At 51.6% G+C, this 25,032-nt stretch carries 19 protein-coding genes and 3 tRNA genes; 12 read left to right on the plus strand and 10 right to left on the minus strand.

Going from position 1 to position 25,032, the window contains the following annotated elements; translation table 11 throughout:
- Window positions 1-3 precede the first annotated feature (3 nt).
- Together rutB and rutA are read right to left on the minus strand one after the other, a co-directional pair.
- Window positions 4-714 carry a pyrimidine utilization protein B gene (rutB, locus tag CUN67_RS06890; protein WP_208714567.1) on the minus strand — a complete coding sequence of 237 codons (711 nt, stop codon included), beginning with the start codon at window positions 712-714 and terminating at the stop codon, window positions 4-6.
- Window positions 714-1,805: a pyrimidine utilization protein A gene (rutA, locus tag CUN67_RS06895; protein WP_084878389.1), complete on the minus strand. Its 1,092-nt coding sequence runs from the start codon at window positions 1,803-1,805 to the stop codon at window positions 714-716. Before rutA ends, rutB begins: the two co-directional genes overlap by 1 nt.
- 306 nt (window positions 1,806-2,111) lie before the next feature.
- Here rutA and rutR point away from each other — a divergent pair, with 306 nt between their 5' ends.
- Complete coding sequence (gene rutR / locus CUN67_RS06900) at window positions 2,112-2,747, plus strand: HTH-type transcriptional regulator RutR (protein ID WP_208714568.1); 636 nt, start codon at window positions 2,112-2,114, stop codon at window positions 2,745-2,747.
- Between the two features lie 24 nt (window positions 2,748-2,771).
- The gene (locus CUN67_RS06905) at window positions 2,772-3,746 is read left to right on the plus strand and encodes a metal-dependent hydrolase (RefSeq protein ID WP_208714569.1); all 975 of its coding nucleotides are present in this window, start codon (window positions 2,772-2,774) and stop codon (window positions 3,744-3,746) included.
- A gap of 40 nt (window positions 3,747-3,786) precedes the next feature.
- On the opposite strand, the gene cycA is transcribed toward CUN67_RS06905, so the two are convergent.
- The gene (cycA, locus tag CUN67_RS06910) at window positions 3,787-5,178 is read right to left on the minus strand and encodes a D-serine/D-alanine/glycine transporter (protein ID WP_208714570.1); all 1,392 of its coding nucleotides are present in this window, start codon (window positions 5,176-5,178) and stop codon (window positions 3,787-3,789) included.
- Between the two features lie 326 nt (window positions 5,179-5,504).
- Window positions 5,505-6,179 carry a DUF4396 domain-containing protein gene (locus CUN67_RS06915; protein ID WP_208714571.1) on the minus strand — a complete coding sequence of 225 codons (675 nt, stop codon included), beginning with the start codon at window positions 6,177-6,179 and terminating at the stop codon, window positions 5,505-5,507.
- 565 nt (window positions 6,180-6,744) lie between these two features.
- Between CUN67_RS06915 and sdiA the strand changes: the two genes are divergently transcribed.
- Window positions 6,745-7,467 carry a transcriptional regulator SdiA gene (gene sdiA / locus CUN67_RS06920; protein ID WP_208714572.1) on the plus strand — a complete coding sequence of 241 codons (723 nt, stop codon included), beginning with the start codon at window positions 6,745-6,747 and terminating at the stop codon, window positions 7,465-7,467.
- Between the two features lie 122 nt (window positions 7,468-7,589).
- Window positions 7,590-8,201, plus strand: coding sequence for an acyl-homoserine-lactone synthase (locus tag CUN67_RS06925; RefSeq protein WP_208717089.1), 612 nt, complete (start codon window positions 7,590-7,592; stop codon window positions 8,199-8,201).
- 32 nt (window positions 8,202-8,233) lie between these two features.
- Here the strand turns inward: CUN67_RS06925 and CUN67_RS06930 are convergent, their stop codons facing one another.
- A complete protein-coding gene (locus tag CUN67_RS06930) occupies window positions 8,234-8,458 on the minus strand; it encodes a DUF2594 family protein (RefSeq protein WP_208714573.1) in 225 nt (74 codons plus the stop codon).
- A 430-nt stretch (window positions 8,459-8,888) separates the two neighbouring features.
- On the opposite strand from CUN67_RS06930, the gene uvrY reads away from it, so the two are divergent.
- From uvrY to CUN67_RS06960, 6 genes are all read left to right on the plus strand, one after another.
- Window positions 8,889-9,548: a UvrY/SirA/GacA family response regulator transcription factor gene (uvrY, locus tag CUN67_RS06935; protein ID WP_208714574.1), complete on the plus strand. Its 660-nt coding sequence runs from the start codon at window positions 8,889-8,891 to the stop codon at window positions 9,546-9,548.
- On the plus strand, window positions 9,541-11,373 hold the full coding sequence (uvrC, locus tag CUN67_RS06940) for an excinuclease ABC subunit UvrC (RefSeq protein WP_208714575.1): 1,833 nt from the start codon (window positions 9,541-9,543) through the stop codon (window positions 11,371-11,373). Before uvrY ends, uvrC begins: the two co-directional genes overlap by 8 nt.
- A 68-nt stretch (window positions 11,374-11,441) precedes the next feature.
- Entirely contained in the window at window positions 11,442-11,990 is a 549-nt protein-coding gene (pgsA, locus tag CUN67_RS06945; RefSeq protein ID WP_208714576.1) for a CDP-diacylglycerol--glycerol-3-phosphate 3-phosphatidyltransferase, read from the plus strand.
- 142 nt (window positions 11,991-12,132) lie between these two features.
- A tRNA-Gly gene (locus CUN67_RS06950) sits at window positions 12,133-12,208 on the plus strand.
- Between the two features lie 44 nt (window positions 12,209-12,252).
- Window positions 12,253-12,326: transfer RNA gene (locus CUN67_RS06955), tRNA-Cys, on the plus strand.
- 11 nt (window positions 12,327-12,337) lie between these two features.
- Window positions 12,338-12,424 (plus strand) — tRNA-Leu (locus CUN67_RS06960).
- Between the two features lie 222 nt (window positions 12,425-12,646).
- Here the strand turns inward: CUN67_RS06960 and CUN67_RS06965 are convergent.
- A complete protein-coding gene (locus CUN67_RS06965; protein ID WP_208714577.1) occupies window positions 12,647-12,940 on the minus strand; it encodes a hypothetical protein in 294 nt (97 codons plus the stop codon).
- Between the two features lie 908 nt (window positions 12,941-13,848).
- On the opposite strand from CUN67_RS06965, the gene CUN67_RS06970 reads away from it, so the two are divergent.
- Window positions 13,849-14,127 (plus strand): hypothetical protein, encoded by a 279-nt coding sequence (locus tag CUN67_RS06970; RefSeq protein ID WP_208714578.1) that lies wholly within the window; start codon window positions 13,849-13,851, stop codon window positions 14,125-14,127.
- Between the two features lie 57 nt (window positions 14,128-14,184).
- Here CUN67_RS06970 and CUN67_RS06975 read toward each other — a convergent pair whose 3' ends face one another.
- The 4 genes from CUN67_RS06975 to CUN67_RS06990 all read right to left on the minus strand — a co-directional run bounded on the left by CUN67_RS06975 (window position 14,185) and on the right by CUN67_RS06990 (window position 19,411).
- Window positions 14,185-14,370, minus strand: coding sequence for a ribbon-helix-helix protein, CopG family (locus CUN67_RS06975; protein WP_208714579.1), 186 nt, complete (start codon window positions 14,368-14,370; stop codon window positions 14,185-14,187).
- 278 nt (window positions 14,371-14,648) lie between these two features.
- Complete coding sequence (locus tag CUN67_RS06980) at window positions 14,649-16,016, minus strand: TolC family protein (protein ID WP_208714580.1); 1,368 nt, start codon at window positions 16,014-16,016, stop codon at window positions 14,649-14,651.
- Between the two features lie 4 nt (window positions 16,017-16,020).
- The gene (locus CUN67_RS06985) at window positions 16,021-17,241 is read right to left on the minus strand and encodes an HlyD family efflux transporter periplasmic adaptor subunit (protein WP_208714581.1); all 1,221 of its coding nucleotides are present in this window, start codon (window positions 17,239-17,241) and stop codon (window positions 16,021-16,023) included.
- Window positions 17,234-19,411 (minus strand): type I secretion system permease/ATPase, encoded by a 2,178-nt coding sequence (locus CUN67_RS06990; RefSeq protein ID WP_208714582.1) that lies wholly within the window; start codon window positions 19,409-19,411, stop codon window positions 17,234-17,236. The genes CUN67_RS06985 and CUN67_RS06990 overlap by 8 nt, the downstream gene beginning before the upstream one ends.
- Window positions 19,412-19,831: 420 nt before the next feature.
- Between CUN67_RS06990 and CUN67_RS06995 the strand changes: the two genes are divergently transcribed.
- The gene (locus CUN67_RS06995; RefSeq protein WP_208714583.1) at window positions 19,832-24,967 is read left to right on the plus strand and encodes an Ig-like domain-containing protein; all 5,136 of its coding nucleotides are present in this window, start codon (window positions 19,832-19,834) and stop codon (window positions 24,965-24,967) included.
- The last annotated feature ends 65 nt before the right edge of the window (window positions 24,968-25,032 follow it).

Genomic DNA, 25,032 nt, shown 5'->3' on the forward strand with positions numbered 1-25,032 from the left:
ATTTCAGGCTGTTAGCGTTTCACAGAAGGTGTCGGTATCGCTGACCCAACCGAAAAACGTTTCGATATTGAAGATGGCCGCCTGCTGCGCAAACGGCGGTCCGGCCTGGTAAGTCGCGTCCTCCAGTACCACACCGAAATATTCCAGAAAGAATCCGTCGCGCAGCGTCGATTCGACGCAGACATTGGTCGCAATGCCGGTAAAAATCAGGTGGCGAATGCCGCGACTGCGTAACAGGCTATCGAGTGGCGTGTTGAAGAAGCCGCTGTAGCGTGGTTTGGGCAGGATAATGTCACCCGGCTGCGGCACCAGTTCATCCACCAGCGCATAATCCCAGCCGCCTTTCGCCAGCAGTGTGCCCTGCAGTTCGGGTCGCTTACGCATGGTTTTCAGGGCATTGGATTTATGAAAATTGGGCGATCCGGCATCACCGGCTTCGACATATTTATCGTCCCAGCCATTCTGGAACCAGATTACCTGGATTCCGGCGGCGCGGGCGGCAGTCACCGCCTGGTGAATTTTGGCGATTACCGGTTTGGTGGCGGAGACGTCAAAACCGGCCAGGTCGAGATAGCCGCCCTCGGTGGCATAGGCATTTTGCATATCCACCACAATCAGGGCGCTTTGCGCGGGCGGGAAAGCAATGGCTTCCGGGCGCGCGGGCAAGGTGACCTGCGGTAAGGTCGATGTATGGGCGCAAACAACGGCAGTCATCAGGCAACCTCCTTCTGCGATTCAATCAAAGCGTGACGGCACTGCATCAGCGGCTGAATGTGTTGACCAAAGTCCTCGATCCCCTGCAGGAAATCGTCGAAAGTCAGCAGCACGCCCTGTGTACCCTCTACCCCAGCAACTTCATCCAACATTCGTGCCACGTTGGCCCAGGAACCCACCAGCGTACCCATATTGATGTTCACAGCAGAGGTAGGATCGGCCATCTGACGCACGTTGGTGTCGCTGCCGGATTTGGTGTCCTGCTGGCTTTGGGTGGTCAGCCAGGCGAGTGCCTCTTCATCGGCACCGGCTTTGTAGTGCTCCCATTTGGCGCGTGCGGCTTCATCACTTTCAGCGGCGATGATCATAAACAGCACATAGGAACCCACATCGCGACCCACGTTGTCGGCGGCCTGTTTCATACGCGCGGCGGTGGGGGCAAACGCAGTGGGCGTGTTGACACCTTTACCAAAGCAGAAGTTGTAATCGGCGTGTTGCGCCGAAAACGCCATCCCGGCATCACTTTGCCCGGCGCAGATCACCTTCATCGGCCTTTGCGGCTGTGGGCTGAGACGGCAGTCGTTCATGGTGAAGAATTCACCTTTGAAATCGCTCTGGCCGTTGCCCCATAAATCGCGCAGCACGGTGACGTACTCGGTCAGGTATTGATAGCGGCTGGCGAAGTAGTCATCACCCGGCCACAGACCCATCTGTTCATATTCCGGCTTCTGCCAGCCGGTCACCAGGTTGACGCCAAAGCGGCCATTGGAGATAGAATCGATGGTGGAGGCCATGCGCGCGACAATCGCGGGCGGCAGCGTCAGCGTGGCGGCGGTGGCGTATATTTCGATACGCGAGGTAACCGCGGCCAGCCCGGCCATCAGGGTGAAAGATTCGAGGTTATGATCCCAGAATTCGGTTTTCCCGCCGAAGCCACGCAGTTTGATCATCGAAAGCGCGAAGTCGAAGTGGTAATGCTCGGCTTTTTGCACAATCGCTTTGTTCAATTCAAATGTCGGCTTGTACTGCGGGGCATGGGTGGAAATTAACCAGCCATTGTTACCAATCGGGATAAAGACGCCAATTTTCATGTGAAACCTCTCTGCATTGAACGGGCTTGTTTCACGCGCTGCGCTGCGTCCTGCTTGCTCCCTGCTGGCGGCGCTCCGTCACAATTTTGCAAAGCCTGTGCCACATTTTTAAATGTCTTATACAACATGATGTTAAAAAACAGGCTTAAGAAAAAACCGGAGTAAATGGTCCGTTTTGGACCATTTGGTCAAAATTATCTGCACATTTTTCATGCACAGATGGTCAAAAAAGGTGCAGGGGCGACATTAGGCAGGAGCGGGGGGCTTTGTTATGATGCGATTACGCAGAATGGATGAGGTAACAGTGTGAAAAGTGATGAAAAAAAGCCAACGCGCCGCTCACGCGCGGTAGCGGCAAAACGGGCGGCGATTCTGGAAGCGGCGCTAACCTTCTTTTCGCAATTTGGTATTCACGGCACCAGCCTCGATAAAGTGGCGGAGCGCGCCGATGTGTCAAAAACCAATCTGCTTTATTACTACCCCTCGAAAGAGGCACTGTACATTGCGGTGCTGAAAGAGATTCTGGATGTCTGGCTGGCTCCGCTGCGGGCGTTGCGCCATGATCAGGAACCGCTAACGGCCATCCGCCGTTATATCCGCCTGAAGCTGGAAGTCTCACGCGATCATCCCCAGGCATCGCGTCTGTTCTGCCTTGAGATGTTACAGGGTGCGCCGCTGCTGAAGGGCGAACTGGCGGGAGATCTCAAAACGCTGGTTGATGAAAAAGCGGCGATCATCGAACAGTGGATCGCTGAAGGGCGGCTGGCGGGGGTACGGCCACAGCATCTGTTTTTCCTGCTGTGGGCCACCACCCAGCATTACGCCGATTTCGCCTCGCAGGTTGAAGCAGTGACCGGGCAGACGCTGAATGACCCGGCGTTTTTTGAACAAACGGTAGATAACGTGCAGCGGATGATTATTGAAGGGATCCGCGTGCGCTAATCCTTTCCAGGCACAGGAGTTTGCATGGATTCGCTTTCACAACTGGCGTTAGGTGCATCGGTAAGCGTGGCAGTGATGGGCAGGCGCGTGCCGGTGTGGCAGTCAGCGCTGGTCGGCGCGGTGATCGGTACCTTACCCGATCTGGATGTGTTTATTGATCACGGCGACGCCATTCGTAATATGACGCTGCATCGCAGCCAAAGCCATGCCTTGCTGTGGCTGACCCTGGTCTCTCCGTTGCTGAGCTGGCTGGTGGCTGGCTTACTCCGCCAGCGTCAGCACTGGGCGAGCTGGTGGCTGGCGACCTGGCTTGTGCTGATCACCCATCCATTGCTCGATTTGATGACTGTCTACGGTACACAGCTTGGTTTGCCACTCACAGATTGCCCCTATGCTGTCGGAAGTATGTACATCATCGATCCACTGTATACGCTGCCGTTGCTGATTGCGCTTGGCGTCGCTCTGGGGCGGCGTGACAGGATCGGCTTGCGCTGGAATCAGGTCGGGCTGGTCGTCAGCAGCCTGTATCTTGGCTGGAGTATGGTGGCGCAAAGTATGGCAACGCAGCATATTGGCCAGCAGCTGGCTCAACAGAGGGTACAGCCACAGCGGTTGCTGGTGACACCCACTGCGTTTAACACGCTGGTATGGCGCACGGTGATTATGACGCCGGAACGCTATGGCGAAGCTTACTGGTCGTTGCTGTCACCGAATCGTCCACTGGAAATTCACTGGTATGATCGCCAGCCAGCGTTGTTTACGCCCTTTAAAGGTCAATGGCTGGCCGAACGCGTCGCCTGGTTCAGTCATGGTTTTTATGCCATGCGCCAGCAGGGTAGCGATACGCTGATCACCGATCTGCGTATGGGAGAAGAACCAAATTACACCTTTACCTTCAATCTTGGCGCGCCGGATGCGCCGGATGCCGCTCCCATGCGTGAACCGTCGCTACGGCCTACGCTGGCAGAGGCGTGGAGAAAGATGCGCGAAAGAATATAAAGAATAAGGCCCGTTAACGGGCCTTATTCTTTCAGGGGGATCAGGCTTTACGGCGACGTAGCAGCCAGCCCATGGTCAGAATCATAAACCACAGTGGTGTCACCATCAGGGCATGACGGGTATCATCCTGCAAGGTCAGCAGCACCAGTACAAAGGCGAAAAACGCCATACATACCCAGCACATAAATTTACCCAGCGGCATCTTAAACGTTGACTCCGCGTGACGCTGAGGATGCTGTTTGCGGTAGGCCAGATAGCTGCACAGGATGATGGTCCAGACGAACATAAACAGAATCGCTGATACCGTGGTCACCAGCGTAAACACCGTCATCACATCCGGGATCAGGTAAATTAACGCTACACCGCCGAGCAGGCACAGGCAGGAGAAGAACAGGCCAGTGGTCGGTACGGCACGGGCCGACAGGCGGCCAAACGCTTTGTGCGCCACTCCTTGTTCCGCCAGACCAAACAACATGCGGCTGGTAGAGAAAATGCCACTGTTGGCTGAAGAAGCCGCCGAGGTGAGCACCACAAAGTTGACGATACTGGCGGCGGCAGGCAGACCAATCAGCACAAACATTTCAACAAAGGGACTGCGGTCAGCCAGCACCTGGTTCCACGGGGTCACCGCCATAATGACCATCAGCGCCAGTACATAAAACATGATGACGCGCAGCGGAATGGCGTTGATGGCACGTGGCAGCACTTTATGGGGATCGTGAGTTTCAGCGGCGGCGGTGCCAACCAGTTCAATACCCACAAAGGCAAATACCGCAATCTGGAAGCCTGCGAAGAAGCCGCTCAACCCTTTCGGGAACATACCGCCTTGATCCCAGATATTGCTCAGCGCAGCAGTTCCGCCGCCCGGTGAAGGGTAATGCATCGTCACCAGCACCACGCCGGTAATAATCAGCGCGACAATGGCGACAATTTTGATAATCGCGAACCAGAACTCCATTTCGCCGAACATCTTCACGGTGGCAATATTCAGCGTCAGGAACACCACGACGCAAAGCAGGGCACTCATCCAGATGGAGAAGTCCGGCAGCCAAAGCTGGAAGTAAGCACTTATCGCCACCACGTCGGCGATGCCCGTCACGACCCAGCAGAACCAATAAGTCCAGCCAGTGAAATAACCTGCCCAGGGGCCAAGGAGATCAGCGGCAAAATCGCTGAAGGATTTGTATTCCAGATTGGAGAGCAGCAACTCCCCCATGGCACGCATCACGAAAAACAGCATAAAACCGATGATCATATAAACAAATATGATCGACGGTCCGGCCAGACTGATGGTTTTGCCGGATCCCATAAACAGCCCGGTGCCGATAGCACCCCCAATGGCGATAAGCTGGATATGGCGGTTGTGGAGATTGCGCCGGAGTTTTTCCGGTTGCTCCGTCGTGAGGAGGGCCTCTTTGGATTGATCAACCATAACGATTTCTTTCCTGTTTCGATGTTGTGTCAGCTCTGCTGGCTGTTAATTAACCTGCTGTTGTACAGGGCAAGTGGCATAAGATAGTGGAATAGCCACAACTCTCGGTAATTGTTTTTTAACATCTGTGACCTTTTGCGCGCTTTGCTCTGTCAGTAAATATTTACATGGCACAATCTTTCGTCACAGTGGGTGAAAAACAGGCAATTTCAGCAGGGAGGGGGTGTGAAGGGGGGATGATCTGTTCTGGCTGGCTCTGATAACAACGCCGCACATGCCAGCCATTCTCATTTCGGCATGCGCGGTAGCGGTTAGCGTCGCGGAGATTATACTGCCGGATTAAGCCCGCGTTTGATCAGGAAATGATTGGCAGGCCAGGAGAAAAGAAAGCCTATTATCATGGCAAGTTGCAGCATGAACCAAAATCCAACCAGCAATGGATTGATTTGCTGATTTAACACGAATTTTAGGGCCAATCCCATGAAGAGAAAGATTCCTGCCTGATAAATCAGCAAAGGGAAAATTTCAGTTTTCAGCGCCAATAATAACGCGTTGCCGAATGAACGTTTTTCGCGTTGGCGAATTGCCAGGAATTGAAAAAATAACCCCACTAATAACGAAATGCCGATGCAAATAATTGCCTCGATCCATAATGCCGGATTAATCGCAAATTGGTTTAGCAGGGTGATTATCGGGAGTGTCATTATGTCGCCGAATATACAGGCAGCGGCGGACAATGAAGTGGAAATAAAAATGGTTTGCCAGCCAGCGTTACGATGTAATTTTTGTGGCACCAGCAGGGCGAGTTTAACCTGACGCGAGGGTTTTCTTCCCAGATACCACCAGGCTAGCCAGCCAATGAATGGCATATATAGCCCGGTTAATGGCCAGATTATATTCATCACCGCGACCGGATGGGGATGACGGAAGAGGTCTTTTAAAATCATCAGGGCGGTACAGCCACCCAGAACAAGGAAGGGTAATGCCAACTGGTTCAACATAGTCAGTCCCGCTTAGCTTCTCGAATACGCGCGACAATGCGGTCAGCCCGGCTGCGGCATTGTCTTCCCCTGCAAATCACCGTTGCGTGTTACGCCGCTCACTGCTAAGAGTAGCTGGAAACCTGCCCGACGGGAATCACTGTGAAGGGTGAAAAAGTGAACGGATAGCAGAAATAAATGAGATAAAGAAAAAGGTGGGGCGGAAATGTGGCATAAATTAACCTGGAGAGTGAGGTTAAAACCCTGTAAAGAATAGATTTCAGTTAATGAGGATGCTGAATACTTATCAAACTATTGAAAATTTTCAATGATCATGGAGATTGAAACGACATCGGAAAAATCCTATTCTAATCGGCGGTATCATTGAAAAATTGTGATGCTGTTAACAAAGACGATAAGCCCAGCCCATTCCATTACGGTAACGCATTGACAACCGGATGTTTATGATTGCTATCGAGTGGCTTGAACTCTTTTCAATCAATATTTTTTCTCTAACTAATTTAATTTTTGTGTTAATCAGTTCGAATAACAAGGTGCAAGAGCGTTAAACCGCGCTGAGGCAATAATGACGACCGATAATTATTTCGTCTGGCGAGGCGAGACCGAAATTCAATTTCAGACTGTTACCGCAGTGATGCAATTGAAATCGCTCATACAAAAACACGTAGAAACATTGGGATTTGATTACTTTGCCTTTTTGATCCAGCATCCGGTGCCTTTTACCCGACCGCGGATCTTTTTGTTTAGCAGTTATCCTGAAAACTGGGTTAGCCGGTATGAAAGCGAGAACTATTATGCCGTCGATCCCGTGTTGTTACTTTGTCAGCGGCCTGGCCACGGGGTGGAATGGACCCATGATCTGTTTATCGGAGCGGGCAACTTATGGGCCGAAGCCAATGCTTATGGCCTGATGAGCGGTTTTTCCTGCTCCGCAATGGCATCAAATCGTGCCATTGGTATATTATCTATTGCGTCTAAGCAACACAGTAAGACCCGGCACTTACGCGTTGAGCTGGAGGTGAAACTTCACTTCCTGGCGGAACTGAGTCTGCGTGTGCTGGAACGTCTTAATGATAGCTCTATGGCGGTTTTATCTAATGATTTTAGTCAGCGCGAGCTGGAAATCCTGAAATGGACGGCGGAAGGAAAGACCTCTGCGGAAATTTCACTTATTTTAGCGATTTCGGAACATACGGTGAACTTTCACCAAAAAAATATGCAAAAGCGCTTTAATGTTTCCAATAAAACGCAAATTGCCTGTTATGCCGCAGCAATTGGTCTGATTTAGCGAAAAGGCAACTACTAATTTTAGTAGTTCCCAGCCCGAAGCCAGTTGTCTACCCTGCGCCGGAACTTTGCCAGGCTGGCGCAAAGAAATCATTGCAAACATGGGGATGTCAGGGGCGCATGATGAAAATAATTCAAACCCAGTTAAAGGATATGCCATCCTCACTGCTGGCGGAATTGGGAACCTATCGCTACAGCGTGTTTGCGCGTGGAGAAGGATGGTCAATTCCACCTCGATTAAGCACCCCGGGTCAGGAGTATGACCGTTTCGATCGTTCGGATGTTACCTGGATGATTGCCTGGGATCCCCGTCGCGGGATTTGTGGCTGTTCCCGTCTGATGCCGTGGCAGGAACCTGAATTAACCGAAGGATTGGTGTTACCTTTCAGCCACGAAAAGGTTTGGGAGATGTCACGTTTCTCGGCCCGGCTGGAAGTGGATGCGGAACTGCCGCTCAACATTCTGTGGCATTCGGTGCAGCTGGCTGAATTAAGTCATATTGAGTTCTTGATCAGTTCCGCCACGCCGATGCTGGAAAAGATGTTTGAACAGCATCAGGTGGTGTATGAACCGCTGTCACCAGGATTGATTCAGTCGGAGGATAATCTGTTCGCCATTCGCATTCCGGTGCAGCAACCGGCGCTGGCTGAAAAATACCGTGGTACACGACGGTTTAGTCCGGAAGAGGTATTGCCGACATTGGGTGTTTCCGTTAACTGGCAATCACACAGTTAATGTCCCCGCGCGCGTGGCGCGGGGCAGGCCGCTTACTGACGGTAGGCGGTTTTGATTTGACGAATGGTGTTGCTGAAAACTTCCGCCTGAGGTTTTTCCCCTAACGTCTGTACATAGCGCTCCATATTGATGATCACTTTCCCGGCATCTGCCTGACCCATTCCTTTCAGAATCAGTGTTACCATCATTTTCAGGCAGGCAACTTCATCTGCCAGCGCTTGTGTTTCCTGCGAGGTTACAAAGTCTTCATCGCTCATAATCAACTCCCTGGTTGTGTTACGTGATCCCGGCACATTCTTCCTGTGCGCAAAAAACAGAGTATATCATACGGTTGTCAGAGCAATTTATTCGCACTGAAATCAGAAATTCATGCTAAAAACGAAATGAGAAATTGCTGTATTTATCGTCAATAAAAAATGACGGGAAGGTTTATTAGTTTTACGTGTTATGAGTATAAAGCGAAACGTGGTATAAATTATAACTCAATGATATTGATGTATATTTTACTTTGTCATTCTCACGTGTTATTGCGGGATGCTAAAAAAGAGTGGTCTGTAACCGCTATTTGATTTGTATCATTTGAAGCGGGATTTATCTGCGGCGGGCGATGTTCTTTCCCCGGAAAACCCGGTAAGATAAGCCTCCTGAAAATATATTCCCCATCACTAACCTGCGGAGTACGTCCCGTTGATCAGCTTGCTTCTTGTTGATGACCATGAACTGGTACGCGCCGGCATTCGTCGCATACTGGAAGATATGAAGGGACTGGTAATTGCCGGGGAAGTGGCCTGTGGTGAAGATGCGGTGAAATGGTGCCGTAACAATCCGGTGGACGTCGTGCTGATGGACATGAACATGCCTGGCATTGGCGGCCTTGAAGCAACGCGTAAAATCGTGCGTTACAACCCGGATATTCGCATCATCATGCTTACCATTCATACAGAAAACCCACTGCCCGCCAAAGTGATGCAGGCAGGAGCCTCGGGTTATCTCAGCAAAGGTGCCGCGCCGCAGGAAGTGGTGAGCGCTATCCGTTCGGTCCACTCGGGTCAGCGCTATATTGCATCCGATATTGCGCAACAAATGGCGCTGAGCCAGATTGAGCCGCAGAAAGCGGAATCACCATTTAGCTGTTTGTCGGAAAGGGAATTGCAGATTATGCTGATGATCACCCGAGGGCAGAAGGTGACGGAAATTTCCGAACAGCTTAGTCTCAGCCCGAAAACCGTTAACAGCTACCGTTATCGTATGTTCAGCAAGCTGAACATCAGTGGCGATGTGGAGTTAACGCATCTGGCCATTCGACATGGCCTGTATAATGCGGAGCCGTTAATCAGTAGTGAGTGACGTTTTCAATTCTAAAGCCTTTCTCAGCACCGTGACCAGTCAGCCCGGCGTCTACCGTATGTACGACGCGACAGGCACGGTGATCTATGTTGGCAAAGCCAAAGACCTCAAAAAACGCCTCAGCAGTTATTTTCGCTCACAGGTAGGTAGCCGTAAGACCGAAGCGCTGGTGAGTAATATCCAGCAAATCGATGTCACCGTAACGCATACCGAGACCGAAGCGCTGCTGCTGGAGCATAACTACATCAAGCTGTATCAGCCGCGTTATAACGTGCTGCTGCGCGATGACAAATCTTATCCTTACATCTTTCTCAGCGCAGACACTCATCCACGGCTGGCGATGCACCGTGGGGCCAAACATGCCAAAGGGGAATACTTTGGCCCGTTTCCGAACGGTTATGCTGTGCGGGAAACCCTGGCGCTGTTGCAGAAAGTCTTCCCAATTCGTCAGTGCGAAAACAGCGTTTATCGCAACCGATCACGGCCATGTCTGCAATATCAGATTGGCCGCTGCCTCGGTCCTTGCGTGGCAGGTCTGGTCACTGAAGAAGAATATGCACAGCAAACCGATTATGTTCGGCTGTTTCTGGCAGGTAAGGATGACCAGGTCCTGAATCAGCTGGTCAAAAGAATGGAAGCCGCCAGCCAGGATCTGCGTTTTGAAGAAGCCGCACGGTTGCGCGATCAAATTCTGGCGGTGCGTCGCATTACCGAGAAGCAGTTCGTCTCCAATCAGGGGGATGACCTGGATGTGATGGGCGTCGCCTACGATGCAGGCATGGCTTGTCTGCATGTCCTGTTTATTCGTCAGGGTAAGGTGCTGGGCAGCCGCAGCTATTTCCCGAAGGTTCCTGCGGATACGGAACTGGCGGAGGTGGTACAAACCTTCCTCGGCCAATTTTATTTGCAGGGCAGTGAGGCACGCACTTTGCCGTCCGAGATCCTGCTGGATTTCAGCCTGCCGGAACGCGAGTTACTGGCTGAATCGCTCAGCGAGCTGGCTGGGCGCAAGGTCAATATCCAGAGCAAACCGCGTGGCGATCGCGCCCGCTACCTTAAGCTGGCACGCACCAATGCCGCTACTGCGCTGACCACACGGCTTTCCCAGCATTCAACGATACAACAGCGCCTGGCTGCACTGGCAACGTTCCTCGAACTGGACCAGATCAATCGCATGGAGTGTTTCGACATCAGCCACACCATGGGGGAGCAGACCATTGCTTCCTGCGTGGTGTTTGATCGCAATGGCCCGATGCGTAGCGATTACCGACGTTACAATATCGAAGGTATTACACCCGGCGATGATTATGCCGCGATGAATCAGGCGCTGCGCCGTCGCTACGGCAAAGCGCTGGAAGAAGATAAAATCCCTGACGTTATCCTGATTGATGGCGGTAAAGGACAACTGGCGCAGGCAAAGCAGGTATTTGCCGAACTGGATGTGCCCTGGGACAAAGATCGTCCGATATTGCTCGGTGTCGCGAAGGGGAGCGATCGTAAAGCGGGTCTTGAGACGCTGTTTTTCGAAGCGGAAGGTGAGGGCGTCTCGCTGCCGCCGGATTCGCCAGCGCTGCACGTCATTCAGCATATTCGTGATGATGCTCACAATCACGCGATCTCAGGTCATCGTAAAAAAAGGGCCAAAGTTAAGAACACCAGCGCGCTGGAAAGTATCGAAGGTGTCGGGCCGAAACGCCGTCAGCAGCTGCTTAAGTATATGGGTGGCCTGCAACCGTTGATGAATGCCAGTGTGGAAGAAATAGCGAAGGTGCCGGGCATTTCCTTCGCGCTGGCAGAAAAAATCTTCTATTCACTGAAACACTAACATTGAAAGAGGGGGGGCAATGTAGGAACATACGTTAAATTCTACCCATACCAGACAGTTACTGGCATATGCAATTTAACATTCCTACATGTCTTACTTTGTTTCGGGTCGTCCTGATTCCTTTCTTTGTGCTGGCGTTCTATCTGCCATTTCACTGGGCACCTTTTTTAACGGCGTTCATTTTTGTGGTTGCGGCAGTGACTGACTGGTTTGATGGCTTTCTTGCGCGTCGCTGGAAACAAACCACGCGTTTTGGTGCGTTCCTTGATCCGGTAGCGGATAAGGTGATGGTGGCGATAGCGTTGGTACTGGTGGCGGAGTATTTTCACGCCTGGTGGATTACGCTCCCTGCTGCCACGATGATCGCCCGTGAGATTATCATTTCAGCGTTGCGTGAATGGATGGCGGAAATAGGCAAGCGCAGCAGCGTGGCCGTCTCCTGGATCGGTAAAGTGAAAACCACGGCGCAAATGCTATCGCTGGTGGCGCTGTTATGGCGTCCTGATGCCACGGTGATTGGTGTGGGCGTGGTCGCTTTATATATCGCGGCAGTGTTGACGTTCTGGTCAATGTTCCAGTATTTGAACGCAGCGCGTGGTGATTTGTTCGAACGGTGATCGATGCGATTCAAAAAGCAGCAAACGGACGCACTGTGTGGATAATTTTATTGACTCATTGCGCCAGTTCAGTAGAATGCATCGCATCGAACGGCAGCGTGTCTGCTAAAAGCTAAATAAAATCAGCAAGTTCGATGATAATGCGGGAATAGCTCAGTTGGTAGAGCACGACCTTGCCAAGGTCGGGGTCGCGAGTTCGAGTCTCGTTTCCCGCTCCAGATTTAGCACTCTGTCTCGTAACGGAATGCACATCAGATTGAAAGGCGCGTTGGCAGAGTGGCCATGCAGCGGATTGCAAATCCGTCCACCTCGGTTCGACTCCGGGACGCGCCTCCACTTTACACCCTGCCCGGGTGGTGAAATCGGTAGACACAAGGGATTTAAAATCCCTCGATCGTAAGGTCGTGCGGGTTCAAGTCCCGCCCCGGGCACCATATCTTCTACCGAAGTAAACCGAATAAAATCAAAGCAATAAGCAGTGATGTCGTATCCGCCCCAGGGCGGATTTTTTGTTTTCGTCTGGCGGTGAGTTTCGCAAGTAGCAGCATGTAGCTTTCGTGGTTATCAAAAATTTACGTATGCGCTGGCCATCTCGTCCATATTGAAAACATTAGCAAAACCTCTTTCCTGAGGCATGTTTACAGACGGCCTCTGCTTTAGCTCCCGTCCAGCAGCTGGCGCACCTCAGCGACGGTCATTTCTCGTTCAGGAATAAATTCCAGCTGGTTCTGTCTGGCGAATTCCTGCCATTCTTCTGGCATTAATTCATACCCAGGTTCATACATATCGTCCTTATCATCGTCATGATTCGCGTAAACCAGATAAAAAATATCACCTGCATCCTCTTGTTCTTCATCAACGACAATAACGTCGGTCACAATCAGTCTGACAGAGGGATCTTTCTTTGAAACATACAGGCCTGCAGAGGGGATGGTGTGTTGTGCAGTCATAAGAATTCCTTTTGCGAAATTACAATCAGGAAAGAAATGAACCGAGCAGGGCACAATCTAGCATTATGAAACAAGACGTTCACACTCAACGATCACGTTTACTGTGTATTCCGATGTGTTCGGTCAGTGATTCCGGCCTCGGCCTGTAACACTATTGTCTGACAGCTGTACACCGGCTGCACAGAATCCGCATCATAAAACCACATCCGAGACGGAAACGGCGCTACACCGCACCTGCCTGCACGATTTGGGGCCAAGGTAACTATCTGGATAACTTGATGTTTTAAAGAGGATTTCAAAACCCAATGCCCGGAAATGCTCATGTACGTTCCTGGGCAAAGTGTGACATGGTTACACGGTGTCAATTGTCAGGCTTGATAGAGTTAAAGTGCGCACTGCCCAGGCTTCATGCCACTTGCCTCTCGCAATCAACTGTCTGTCGGCACATAGTGACGATGTACACGAGCTGGCTTGATCTCGCCTTTTTCTATTGCTTTTATCTGCTTGATGCTTTCCACCAGGCGTTCAAAGCGTTCTTTATCCATAATATGTGCTTCTTGAGAAATACCATGTTTCCACGCGGTTTTTTGTTTTTACTCCTCGTTTCCTGATATCCGTTCCTGATATGACTTACCGGGCTTCTGCCCACCAACAACCGGAGCCACTGTGATCTTGCGGTTGTATCGTCATCTACCAAAAACCAGGAAAAAGCCTAATGATTTATCAGCCAATTGCGGGAGTTTTTGCCCTGGCCTTTTGGTGGCAGATGCGGCAACAATATCGTCACAAATCACGACAAGATTATGACGTATCACGCATCGCACGGTTTTCAAACCAGTGATATGAGTGCTGTTATTGCTGGGAAAACATGATTGGCCGCCATGTGCAACCTTTGCCGGGGGAACTCAATGATTATTTCTCAGGAGAAGATGATCGTCCTGCACCGCATGCAAAAAGGAACGAAGTTCCTGTTACGCGGTGATAAAGCAATGGGGTATGAAAAAAGACACGACATGAGAACCCGTAAACTCAGGGAGGTGAATTGTCGCAGTCTGGCTCCCCTGATACGGGATGGTCTGGTGGAATTTGTATTTTATCCAACCGATATCACGCGTTATTACGAGGTAAGACTGACGGAAGAAGGCCAGAGGTTAGTCAGCGCAGAAATCAATTATCGCTGTGGCTGACGCGTCAGTAAGAGACGTAAGTCGTGTCAAAAAAGGCCGCACAATGGCGGCCCCTGGTTAGCTTTTTAGCGATTGATCATAAATATCAATGGCTGCAGTAATAATTGCACCCTGGGAAATCCCCTTCAGACTCGCGAGCGATTCGATCCGCGCGATGGTGCTCAAAGGGAGCTTATAGGTTTTGGGCTTTATACCGCGTTTTTCGTCGCTGCGTTTTTGAATGTCACTGGCTGATTGAATCATGGTTCAACCCTTCGTCTTCAAGATAGAAATTGCTGAAAAAAGATCTTCTCACCCTGAGCGCCCACTAAGCCAGGCGGCAACGGCTCAAAGAGTAAACAGAATGATCACACTAAGTGTAGTTCATTCCCCACATTAACCATTGTTTAGATAAGCTTTTTCCATTTCTGAACCTCTGAATAACATCTCTGGATCAAATGGATGCCAGCCTGGTTCATTTTCGGTCCGATGCTGTATTTGAATCACAGTAAGTCACCCTCTTTTGGACAAAAAGTGACCTGTTACCGGGTGCGAAAAGCTGGCAATCCCCCCGTTGCGATTGAGTCTTTTTCGTTCTTGTGTGGACGCAAACCAAACCACTCAAAGGTCATACTGGCAGTGGCAACAAGCTTCACGTTAGCGCTATAAGCATCATGTTGGGCATTTATCGCCGCGATACGGTTGTTGTAGCAATCGTTTTCCGCTGTCAGCACATCAAGTAATGTGCGTTTTCCCAACCGTAGCCATTGCTCGTAGTAAATTTTGCTGACCAAATCGGTTTCCTGACTGAGCTTTTGGTATTCGCGACCTTGTACCTCCGCCGCGTCTCTGCTTTGGCTGAGAGTGTGGATTTGATACTCCATATCCATCCGCGTTTGAGCGAACTGAGATTGCCGGGCTGACGCCCGCGCTGATGATGCCTGAATGGCGGCTTTTTCCGCTCCGCCGGTGAAGGCATTCCACTGAATATTCAGTCCCGTATACCATTGACCAGGATTGCCATAACTGTCTTTGGCGGTGCTTTTCGATATAACCCAATTAAGTTGTGGCAGTGTGCTGGCTTCAGCTGCTGACACATCATGCGCTGCGGATTCAGCTTCTGCCTGTGCCTTTAGCCATGATGGGTGTTTATCCATCCGACTGAAAACCAGTGAGGTGGGGACGGGCTGCATCGTCCAGTCGAAATGATCCGGTAAACTGACGTGCTGTCCGGTCAGACGGAACAGTGAAATTTCCGACTGCCTGCGCTGGTCAGTGACCCGTTGCATGCTTGCCTCTGCCGCCAAAAGTTTGGCTCTTGCCTGTACCAACTCACTGTGCCTGCCTGAATCAGTTTGGGTAATTTCAACTAACATATTGACCAGGGCGCGCATGCGTTTTACATAGGCTTGCGTAACCATCTGATTCTGCTGGTAGCGACTCAATTCGATGAGCTGGCTCAGCGTGCTCCAGGCAATCTGTTGTTTCTGAGAATCATATTGGTAAGTGGCCGCATGAGCCTGCTGTGTGGCACTACTTATATTTTCGCGGTTCTTCCCCCAGTCAAACAACGTGGTGGTGACATTCAGTGAGAGGCTGCTGTCATCCAGGCGATTATTCCCCGTGTGGCTGCCATTGCCGAAGGATGCCATCGGTGCCGTTGTGCCGAGCTGAACCTGCGGCCAGCGCGCACCTTTAACACGGTCGATGTCGGCGTCGGCGGCGCGTTTATCAGCATCAGCAACCCTGATTTCCGGGCTGAAATCCAGCGCCTGATTGACCATTTTCGCCAGCCAGACGCGAGTCGCATTGCTCATCATTGCGTCATGCATCGTGGGAAGGGTAACTGGCGCGCTAATAGCCGCCCGGCTAAAGGCCAGCATTGTCAGCATGATCATTGTCTTACGCATGTTGTTATCTCTCCCTGAAGGCTTCACGTGCTTTTAAAACCGGCTTGAGCAGATAAGACAAAATGGTTTTTTCACCCGTTTTAATCTCAACGCTGGCGGTCATCCCTGGAATGATGGGGAAACTTTTATCTTTGACATGTAAATCAGTGCCGTGGGTACGGATATAGACCCGGTAATAGGTTGCATCCTCACGGCCCGATCGCGCTTTGGTTTCATCAATAATGGTATCGGGGCTGATACTTTCTATGACGCCGTCAAGCCCGCCATAAATGGCGAAGTCATAGGCGGAGATTTTTACCGTAGCGGGCAGGTCAGGGCGTAAAAATGCAACTTCGGTAGGTTTGATACGGGTCTCCAGCAGCAAATTATCTTCTGACGGGATCAAAGACATAATCTGCTCTCCGCGCGAGATAACACCATCAATCGTCGTGGCTTTAATGCTGTTGATCGTCCCTCTGACCGGAGCGGTAATCAGCGCATGTTTAATCACATCCTTGCGCCCAATCAGCCGTGCCTCTACCTGTGCCAGTTCAGATTCCAGGCGGGTCAACTCGCTGTTGGCGTCGGAATGGTATTTATTGGTGCGATCGGCGATCTGGACACGGAGATCGTTAGCCTGACGTCGCAGACGAAGGATCTCCATATCTGATATCAACCCCCGTTTCGCCAGCGGTTCCGACAAATTGACCTCTTCCTCCGCCAGCCTCAGGTTGTGTGAAAGGGAACTGATGCTCTCTTCCAGCAATTTGCGTCGGGTCTGATAAGCCTGAGTTTCATCCTGAATGAGGGTATGAAAATCGCTGATTTCCGTGGGGAAAGTTAACGATAAATCATAGGCTTCCGCTCTGGTGCGGGCGATTGCCGCCTTCAGACTGTAGGATTTAGACAATTCTTCCTGATAACTTGCCTCTGAGCGCGTCGAATCCAGCTTGAGTAGCGGCTGGCCCTTTTCCACCAGGTCGCCTTCTTTCACAAACAGCGCTTCCAGCGTGCCATCCTCAAAACTTTCAATGATTTGTTCATGGCTGGCGGGGATCACCTTTGCCTCGCCTTTGGTCACTTCTTCAACGACGGCGAAATGCGCCCAGACCAACGCCGTCACGACCACGAAGAGCAGCAGCCACAACACCAGCATACTTTTGGGGGTTTTCTGCAAAATGATCGCGCTTTGCAGATCGTCGAGAAATGGCATATCCGCAGGGTGAAGATGGGTTTTCTTACGCATGTGACGCCTCCTTACGCCCGGATGTTGACGATTGGGAAAGCCTGGCCAGAATCGGTGCCTTGGGTCCATCAGCCAGAATCTTTCCGTCTTCCAGCACAATGATGCGTTCCACCAGACTCAGCACCGCCGCGCGATGGGTCACGATCACCAGTGTTTTTTGCTGGATAACCTGTTTCAATTGCGCAATAAACTGGGCTTCCGCCGTGCTATCCATCGAGCTGGTGGGTTCATCCATCAGTAAAATCGAGGGGTTAAGCAGTAAACATCGGGCGAGGGAGACCAGTTGTTTTTGTCCGCCTGACAGGCCCTGGCCCATTTCGCCCACGGGCATGTCGTATCCTGAAGGGTGGCGGCGAGCGATCGCATCAATCCCCGTTAATGTCGCCACCTGCAAAAAGTGTTCGGTGCTCACGGCTGGATTTCCCATGATGATGTTTTGTCGTAACGTTCCCTGAAACAGGCGATTGTCCTGACAAACATAGCCACAGACGGAACGCCAGTCGGCGGGATCGATTTGGTTAACATCAAGCGCATCCATCGTCATTTGCCCCTGGGTGGGCAAATAGAGACGGGCGAGAATTTTCAACAGCGTTGATTTGCCACTGCCGATACTGCCTAAAATGGCGACGCGTTCGCCGGGCCGAATGTTGATATTTAATGGATGCAGAATCGGCAGAGGATCATGAAGACCGGTTTTGGGATAATGAAAACCGACTTGGCGTAGTGCAATGTCCCCTTTCAGCGGTGGTGAAGGTAAAAAGTGCGCCTGTTTATCGCGCTCAGTGGGCATCGCCATGAGTTGGTTCAGCGAATGTAAGGCGGTTTTTGCCTGCTGGAAGCGAATGGCCAGCCCGACCACCGCCGCCAGCGGTGATAATGAGCGTCCTGACAGGATCACCATCCCGACCAGAGCGCCCATGGTCATTTCCCCGGCATGAATCAGATACACCCCCCACAGCACGATCAGAATGGTACAGACCTGCTGGACGTAACTGACAAAATTACTGGTCAGGCTCGACAGATAGCGGGTCTTCATCGATGATGCCGCCGCCAATGCGCTGAAATCATTCCAGCGTTTTTGCATCACACCTTCCCCCTTTGCCGCTTTGAGGGTTTCCAGCCCGACGATGGTTTCGATGACCAATCCCTGTTTCTGCGAGATCTCACTGATGTTCTCTTTCATGTAACGCGACAACGGCCACTGAATGGCGATTGCGGCAATGATAATCACCGGGATCGCCAGCAATGGAATCATCGCCAGCGGCCCGCCGATGGCGAACATGATGCTGAGGAACAACAGACAGAAGGGGAGATCAGACAGCGTCGCCAGCGTGGCTGAGGAGAGAAAATCCCTGACCGATTCAAATTCACGTAGCTGGTTAGCAAACGAACCGGCTGAGCGCGGTTTACACTCCATTCGCATCGCCAGCGTTTTGCGAAACAGCAGCGAACCTACCAGCAGATCGGTTTTTTTTCCGGCAGAATCGACCAGCCAGGTTCTTATCTGCTTCGCGATAAACTCGAAGGTAATGGCGATCAGCACACCGATAGCCAGCGACCAGAGCGTGGCATAAGCCCCGGTTGGTACGACCCTGTCATAGACGTTCATGGTGAAAAATGTGGTCGACAACGTCAGCACATTGGCCAGTAACGCAGCCAGCGCGGCGCTGTAGAAGTACTGGCGAAAGCGCCAGAGGTTGGAAAACAGCCAATGCCCCGAACGACCGCTGGCGGGCAAAATATCCTGGTCACCACGGGCAACGGGCTGCACCTTCAATCGGGTCAACATGGCGAAACCTGCAGCCTCTTTAGCCAATGTCTCTGCTGAAACATGGTGCAGGGTCCCGTCGGTGGGCGTCAGCAGGCTGTATTGCCCTTCATGCTTTTTCTGCAGGATCACATATTCGCCGGTTGTCATGGCGATGATGAGCGGGTAGAGCGATTCAGACAGGGTCAGAATGTCCCTCTCCACCCATCCCGCCTGAATCCCGGCCTGTTCCAGCATCAGCACGGCAATATCGGGAGCCAGGCATTCACCGCGGGGAAGGCCTGCATACAGCACATCGGCACTGGCAGATTTTCCATGGTGTCTGACAAGCCAGGTGATAGCGCAGAGTAAGGTATCTTTCTCCTGGTGTGCAGAAGATGACGGGTGACTAATTTCTTTCATAATGAAGTTTTCTAATCCTGGATAAGGGTAATGTCATCTGCCTTTATTTTTCTTTTCTCTGTATTTTTATTTTATAAGTGGTGCCGGCATGGGATGAAAAGATTGGCGGGGGATAATAATCGGGAGTTTGACTTAATTCCTGTGATTAATTTATGACATCTGATTTTAAGTCTGATTTTCCAGGTAATATTGTTTTATTTTAATGGGTTAATTTATTTTTTGTGTCATTTGTTAAGTTGGTGGATAGGATTTTTTCAGGACCATTTCATATATATAGCTGCCTCGATATATATATTTGGATTAATTCAACATTTATCATCCTGTCAGTTGCTTACCTTTAATAAAGCAATGCCAGAGATAAATCTTAATCCTGTGCTTTAGCATAGAAATGATACTGAAATACAACACCGGGAAATTTATATGACATATTCATCGTCAACGGACGACTTATTGCATCGTGCAACGAATATTAACGGCAGCGAAAATAACGTTATCATCAAAGTTGAGCCGTTAACGCAATTAACTATCCAGTCACCACCGCATGGACAGATTGCGTTAAAAGCGGGCGCAGACATCGCTTCGATCAAAAGCCTGAGGTTTGTGCGTCATGGTAATGATCTGGAAATTTTTACCGGGCATGGCAAACATCCAGTGGTGTTGATCGAAGATTATTATGCACAGGAGACACCGCCGGACATCTACGGTATTGACGACCAGGGTCATCGCTATAGCTGGTCATCAAGCGGAGAGACTTCGCTGGTCAGCGCGCTGACAGAAGGCGAAAGCAGTACGGGGCAAGCGATACCCGTAGCAGAAGGAGACAGTGCCCCCGGGGCTCAGGCAACAGATGGCGCAGCAGCGGCCGGGCAGCAGGATGATAACGACGATAAAGGTGCCGCAGGTCTCTTCGGCATGTCCGGTGGCTGGGCAGCAGCAGCGGCAGGTCTCGCTACTGCAGCGATTGCTGGCGGAGTTATTGCGGCTTCACATCATGGTGGCGGCTCAGACGATCATTCCGGCAGTGACAGCAACGCCCGTCCGCCAAATCCCGCCTATGACATTGCGATCTTTGATAAAGACGGCAACCGCATTGCGGGCGATACCACCAACATCGCGACTCCGGTGATTCAGGGTAAAGCGGAACCCGGCATGACCGTCACCATTAAAGATGGCGATACGGTGATTGGCTCTGCCGTTGTTGATGGGAATGGCGACTGGCAGCTAACCCCGGATGCCCCGCTGGCGGAAGGCGACAGCAATTTGCAGGTGGATGTCACCAATCCAGGGGGAAACAGCACCACATCGGATATCACACTGAACGTTGATACCACGCCGCCCCCAGGCACGCTGTCTGATTTGCAGTTGATCAACGACAATGATCCGGCAAATCCTGTGGCGATTACCGCTGGCATTACCAACGACGCCACTCCGACAATCACCGGTACTGTCGCCGATGCAGAGGCAGGTGATCGTGTGGTCATTAAGGATGGCGATAAGGTGCTGGGGTATGCGGACATTGATGCCAATGGCCACTGGACCTATACGCCAGATCATGACCTGGGTGAGGGGCAGCATCAACTCACTGCGGAATTGCAGGATGCTGCGGGTAACCGTGGCGCATCGCAACAGGTTGATTTGCAAGTCGATACCACCTCTCCTGATGCGGCACAAAATATCACGGTGGATGACCGGGACGGTAATGCCAATAACGGCACAAATACCAACGACAGCACCCCTGCGATTCACGGCCAGGCTGAACCGGGCAGCACCGTCACCATTAAAGATGGCGATACGGTGATTGGATCTGCGGTGGTTGATGGTAACGGCGACTGGCAGGTAACCCCGAATGCACCGCTGGGTGAAGGCGGCAATGAATTGGTGGTCGAAGTGACGGATCCCGCCGGTAACAGCACGCAATCCGATCTGACCATCACTGTCGATACCACGCCTCCGGACAGCGTCAGTACCATCCGGATCACCAATGATGCCAACGAAACCATTGATGGATCAAAGCCGACCAACGACAGCACCCCGCACATCAGCGGCCATGTAGATGGGGCGCAGCCGGGGGACAAAGTGATCGTCAAAGATGATGGAAAAGTGTTGGGCGAAGCGGCAATAGACGAAAACGGCGACTGGCAGTTTACCCCGCAACCTGCGTTGGGCGATGGCGAACACAAGGTTACCGCCACCGTCACCGATGCGGTAGGCAACCAGGGGACACCGTCCACCCGTATCGACTATACCCAGGATACTCAGGCACCGACTTCCACCAGTACCCTCGAAATTACTAACGATGATGGCGGCATAATTAACGGCACCAATCCCACCAACGACAGCACCCCGCACATCGGCGGCCATGTCGCTGGCGCGCAAGCGGGGGATAAGGTGATCATCAAAGACGACGGTAAAGTGTTGGGTGAAGCTGCAATTGATGCAAATGGCGACTGGACATTTATTCCGGACCCGGCGCTGGGCGATGGCGAACACAAAATTACCGCCACCGTCGCTGATGAGGCTGGCAACCAGGGCACCCCGTCTTACACGGTGGAGTATAACCAGAATACTCAGCCGGAAGAGGGCACCAGCACCCTGATTATCACCGACGACCATCAGAAGGTGATTGATCACAACCATCCCACCAACGACAGCACGCCAAATTTCAGTGGTCATGTAACGGGGGCAAAACCGGGTGATAAGGTCATCATTAAAGACGGCAAAGATCAATTGGCTGACGTTGCCATCGACGCCGAAGGTAACTGGACCTTTACCCCGGACAACGGTCTGGGAGAAGGACCACACCATATCACAGTGACGGTCACTGACTCCGCAGGGAATATAGGTGCAACCACCGGCCCGGTGGATTATACCCAGGATACCGTTCCTCCAGCGCCAGCGACCGATATCGTGATCACCAATGATCAGACTCACGAAGTCATTCTTGCCAATGGTGTGACCAACGATAAATCGCCGACGCTCAGCGGCAATGCGGAAGCGGGCAGCACGGTAAACATCCTCGATAAGGATGGCAACGTGTTGATATCCGTGAAAGCAGATGATCAGGGAGCGTGGCGCACCGAGGTGCCTGATCTGGCTGACGGCCGCTATGATCACATGCAGGTTCAGGTTGTGGATGCGGCAGGGAACCATAGCGAAACGGCTGTGCCGATTTTCAATGTGGACACCGCTAATCACAATACGACGACCATCGTCACCGACTCAGAAAAAACCGATGCAACGCCAACCTTCAGCGGGCAGGTCACTCTCAAGGATAATGACACTTACGATACAGTGACGGTCACCATTAAGGATGATCAGGGCAAGATTATTGCCAGTGACGTGAAGGTCAATCCTGACGGCAGCTGGAGCTACACACCGGATGATCAACATTCACTCGATACCGGCCCGCACCATATCAGCGCGGTGGTTGTGGACCAGGCGACTAACGAATCAGAACCGGGTTATCTGAACGGCAGCGCAGACGGCAGCTGGACAGTGCTGCCCGCAGAGCCTGTTGTACTTTTTTCTGATGCGGGCAAGGGAACCGGGGACAACTTTGGCTATGCCATCACGACCAGCGAAGATTTTATCTATATCACCGCCCCCCGCGGAGGATTAAATCAGGCAGGAAGTGAAAACTATCAGGGGGTGATTTACGCCGTCGCCAAACAGTATGCCTGGATGATTACCGAAAGCACCAGCATGGAAGCGTTGTTCAAAGCACATCCGGGAATTGGCACAATTATTACCAACAGCAGTGCCGTGGCTAATGCCAATGGGGATGGCAGTGATCTGATGGGTTATGGTATCAAGGCGCTTGATAATGGCTGGGTGGCGATTTATTCACACTGGAATGACAAGGCCTTCTTCGTTAAGGAACCGTTGCCGAATAATTTCGATCTTAAAGAGATTTCAAATGCTGAAGGCGGCCACAGTCCTTATGGTTTTATGATGACCGATACGGATTGGGGGAAATATTTTGGCTTCAACGTTGGATCTGTCGCCAACGCGGATGGCACGCTGACATTTCTGATCAGCGACATTTCAGCTCCACGCGGCCAGCAGGGTGTGATCACTACCGTCACTTTTGATCCCGAACACGGAAAGTGGGGGAACATCAAGCTACAACCCGATCCGACAAACGGGACTCCGCATGCTCCGTGGGTGCCGATTACCACACCCGATGGCATGGTGGTGGGGAATATCGACTATGAAGATTACACCAATGCCGCAGGCTCTACTCAAAACTATAACTTCGGCTCCGATATTCAGATGCTGGGGGATATTTTTGGTAACCAGCAACAGTACCTTGCTATTCAGGACGCTGAGTCAGCCGTGAAGAATGGTGCGGGACGTGGCACCTGGTATCTCTATAAAGTCCCTGAAGATGGGTTGCCCAATAGTTTCAGCGTGGCCGATGCGACTGCGGATCCGACTCAGCTGATTCGTATCCATAACATCGGTGAGGGTATATTAAATGAAATCAATGCGCGCCCAATTGCCGATGGTGGCGGAGCTGAACAAATCCCGCACAACCATAATATTGCCAATCTCGGCGGATTCAGCAATGGCACCGATACGGACATTGCGATCGGTTCCAGTACTGATTATTCCGGTTCAGGCAATGGCAAGGTATGGGTTCTGCACGCCAACAAGATCAAGGGCGATATCAATATTGGGGTCAACGAGACGGTTAAAGATTTCGACACCCAATACGGTTATGGCATCGTCAGTACCAACCATCCCGGCAGCAAGCAGGGTTTTGGTCTCAATGTCATCGGTGGCTATGACTTCAATGGTGACGGCATCAACGATCTGGTCATCAGCGACCCACTGGCGGTGAATAACAACAAAGTTGTCGGGGCGGTGTATGTCGTCTATGGCGGCCATGAAAAGGATTATGAGGATGCCCTGAAGGCCAACCATGGTCAGATCGACATTAAGACCATACTCGAAAACGGCTGGGGGGAAGTGCATTACGGCAGCGTTGAAAATCAGTACTTTGGCTGGTCGGTAGATGTCGTTGATATGAACAAAGATGGTCACCCTGATCTGCTGGTCGGTGCGCCCTCGCAGATCGGGGCTGCAACCACCGATAAAAATCCCAACGCGCAATACAACGGTCAGGTGTATGTGATTTATAACACCCATGATGCGCCAGTAGCGGATGACACGACGCCAGCGGCTCGTGCGTTTAATGTTGATGAACCAAACCATCACGATGATAGCGGTATTGCGTTGCTGCTGGATGGCGATCACCAGAACATCGATCTGGCCAACCTGGTGGATGCCCTGAAGGAGATGCATAACATTGATATGTCCAACGGCAATAACACCCTGAAAGTGGATAATCAGACGCTGGATAAGGTGGAGGGTGAAAATCATGATGCCCTGATCGTCAATGGCGAGAATGGCAACGTTGAACTAAGCGGTGGGGCTGATCACTGGCAGGATAACGGCACCGTCACCATTGATGGCAAGGTTTATCATGATTACCACAGCAGTGGTCAATCGGAAGTCCTGATTGAAGACAGGATCCACGTCACCATCCTGTAATCACATCATAAAACGCCCGGGGCCAGCGTGGTAACACGGCTGGCCCCGGTTATTTATGCGAACAC

Origin of the sequence: Pantoea cypripedii (assembly GCF_011395035.1) — a bacterium.
Taxonomy (GTDB): domain Bacteria; phylum Pseudomonadota; class Gammaproteobacteria; order Enterobacterales; family Enterobacteriaceae; genus Pantoea; species Pantoea cypripedii_A.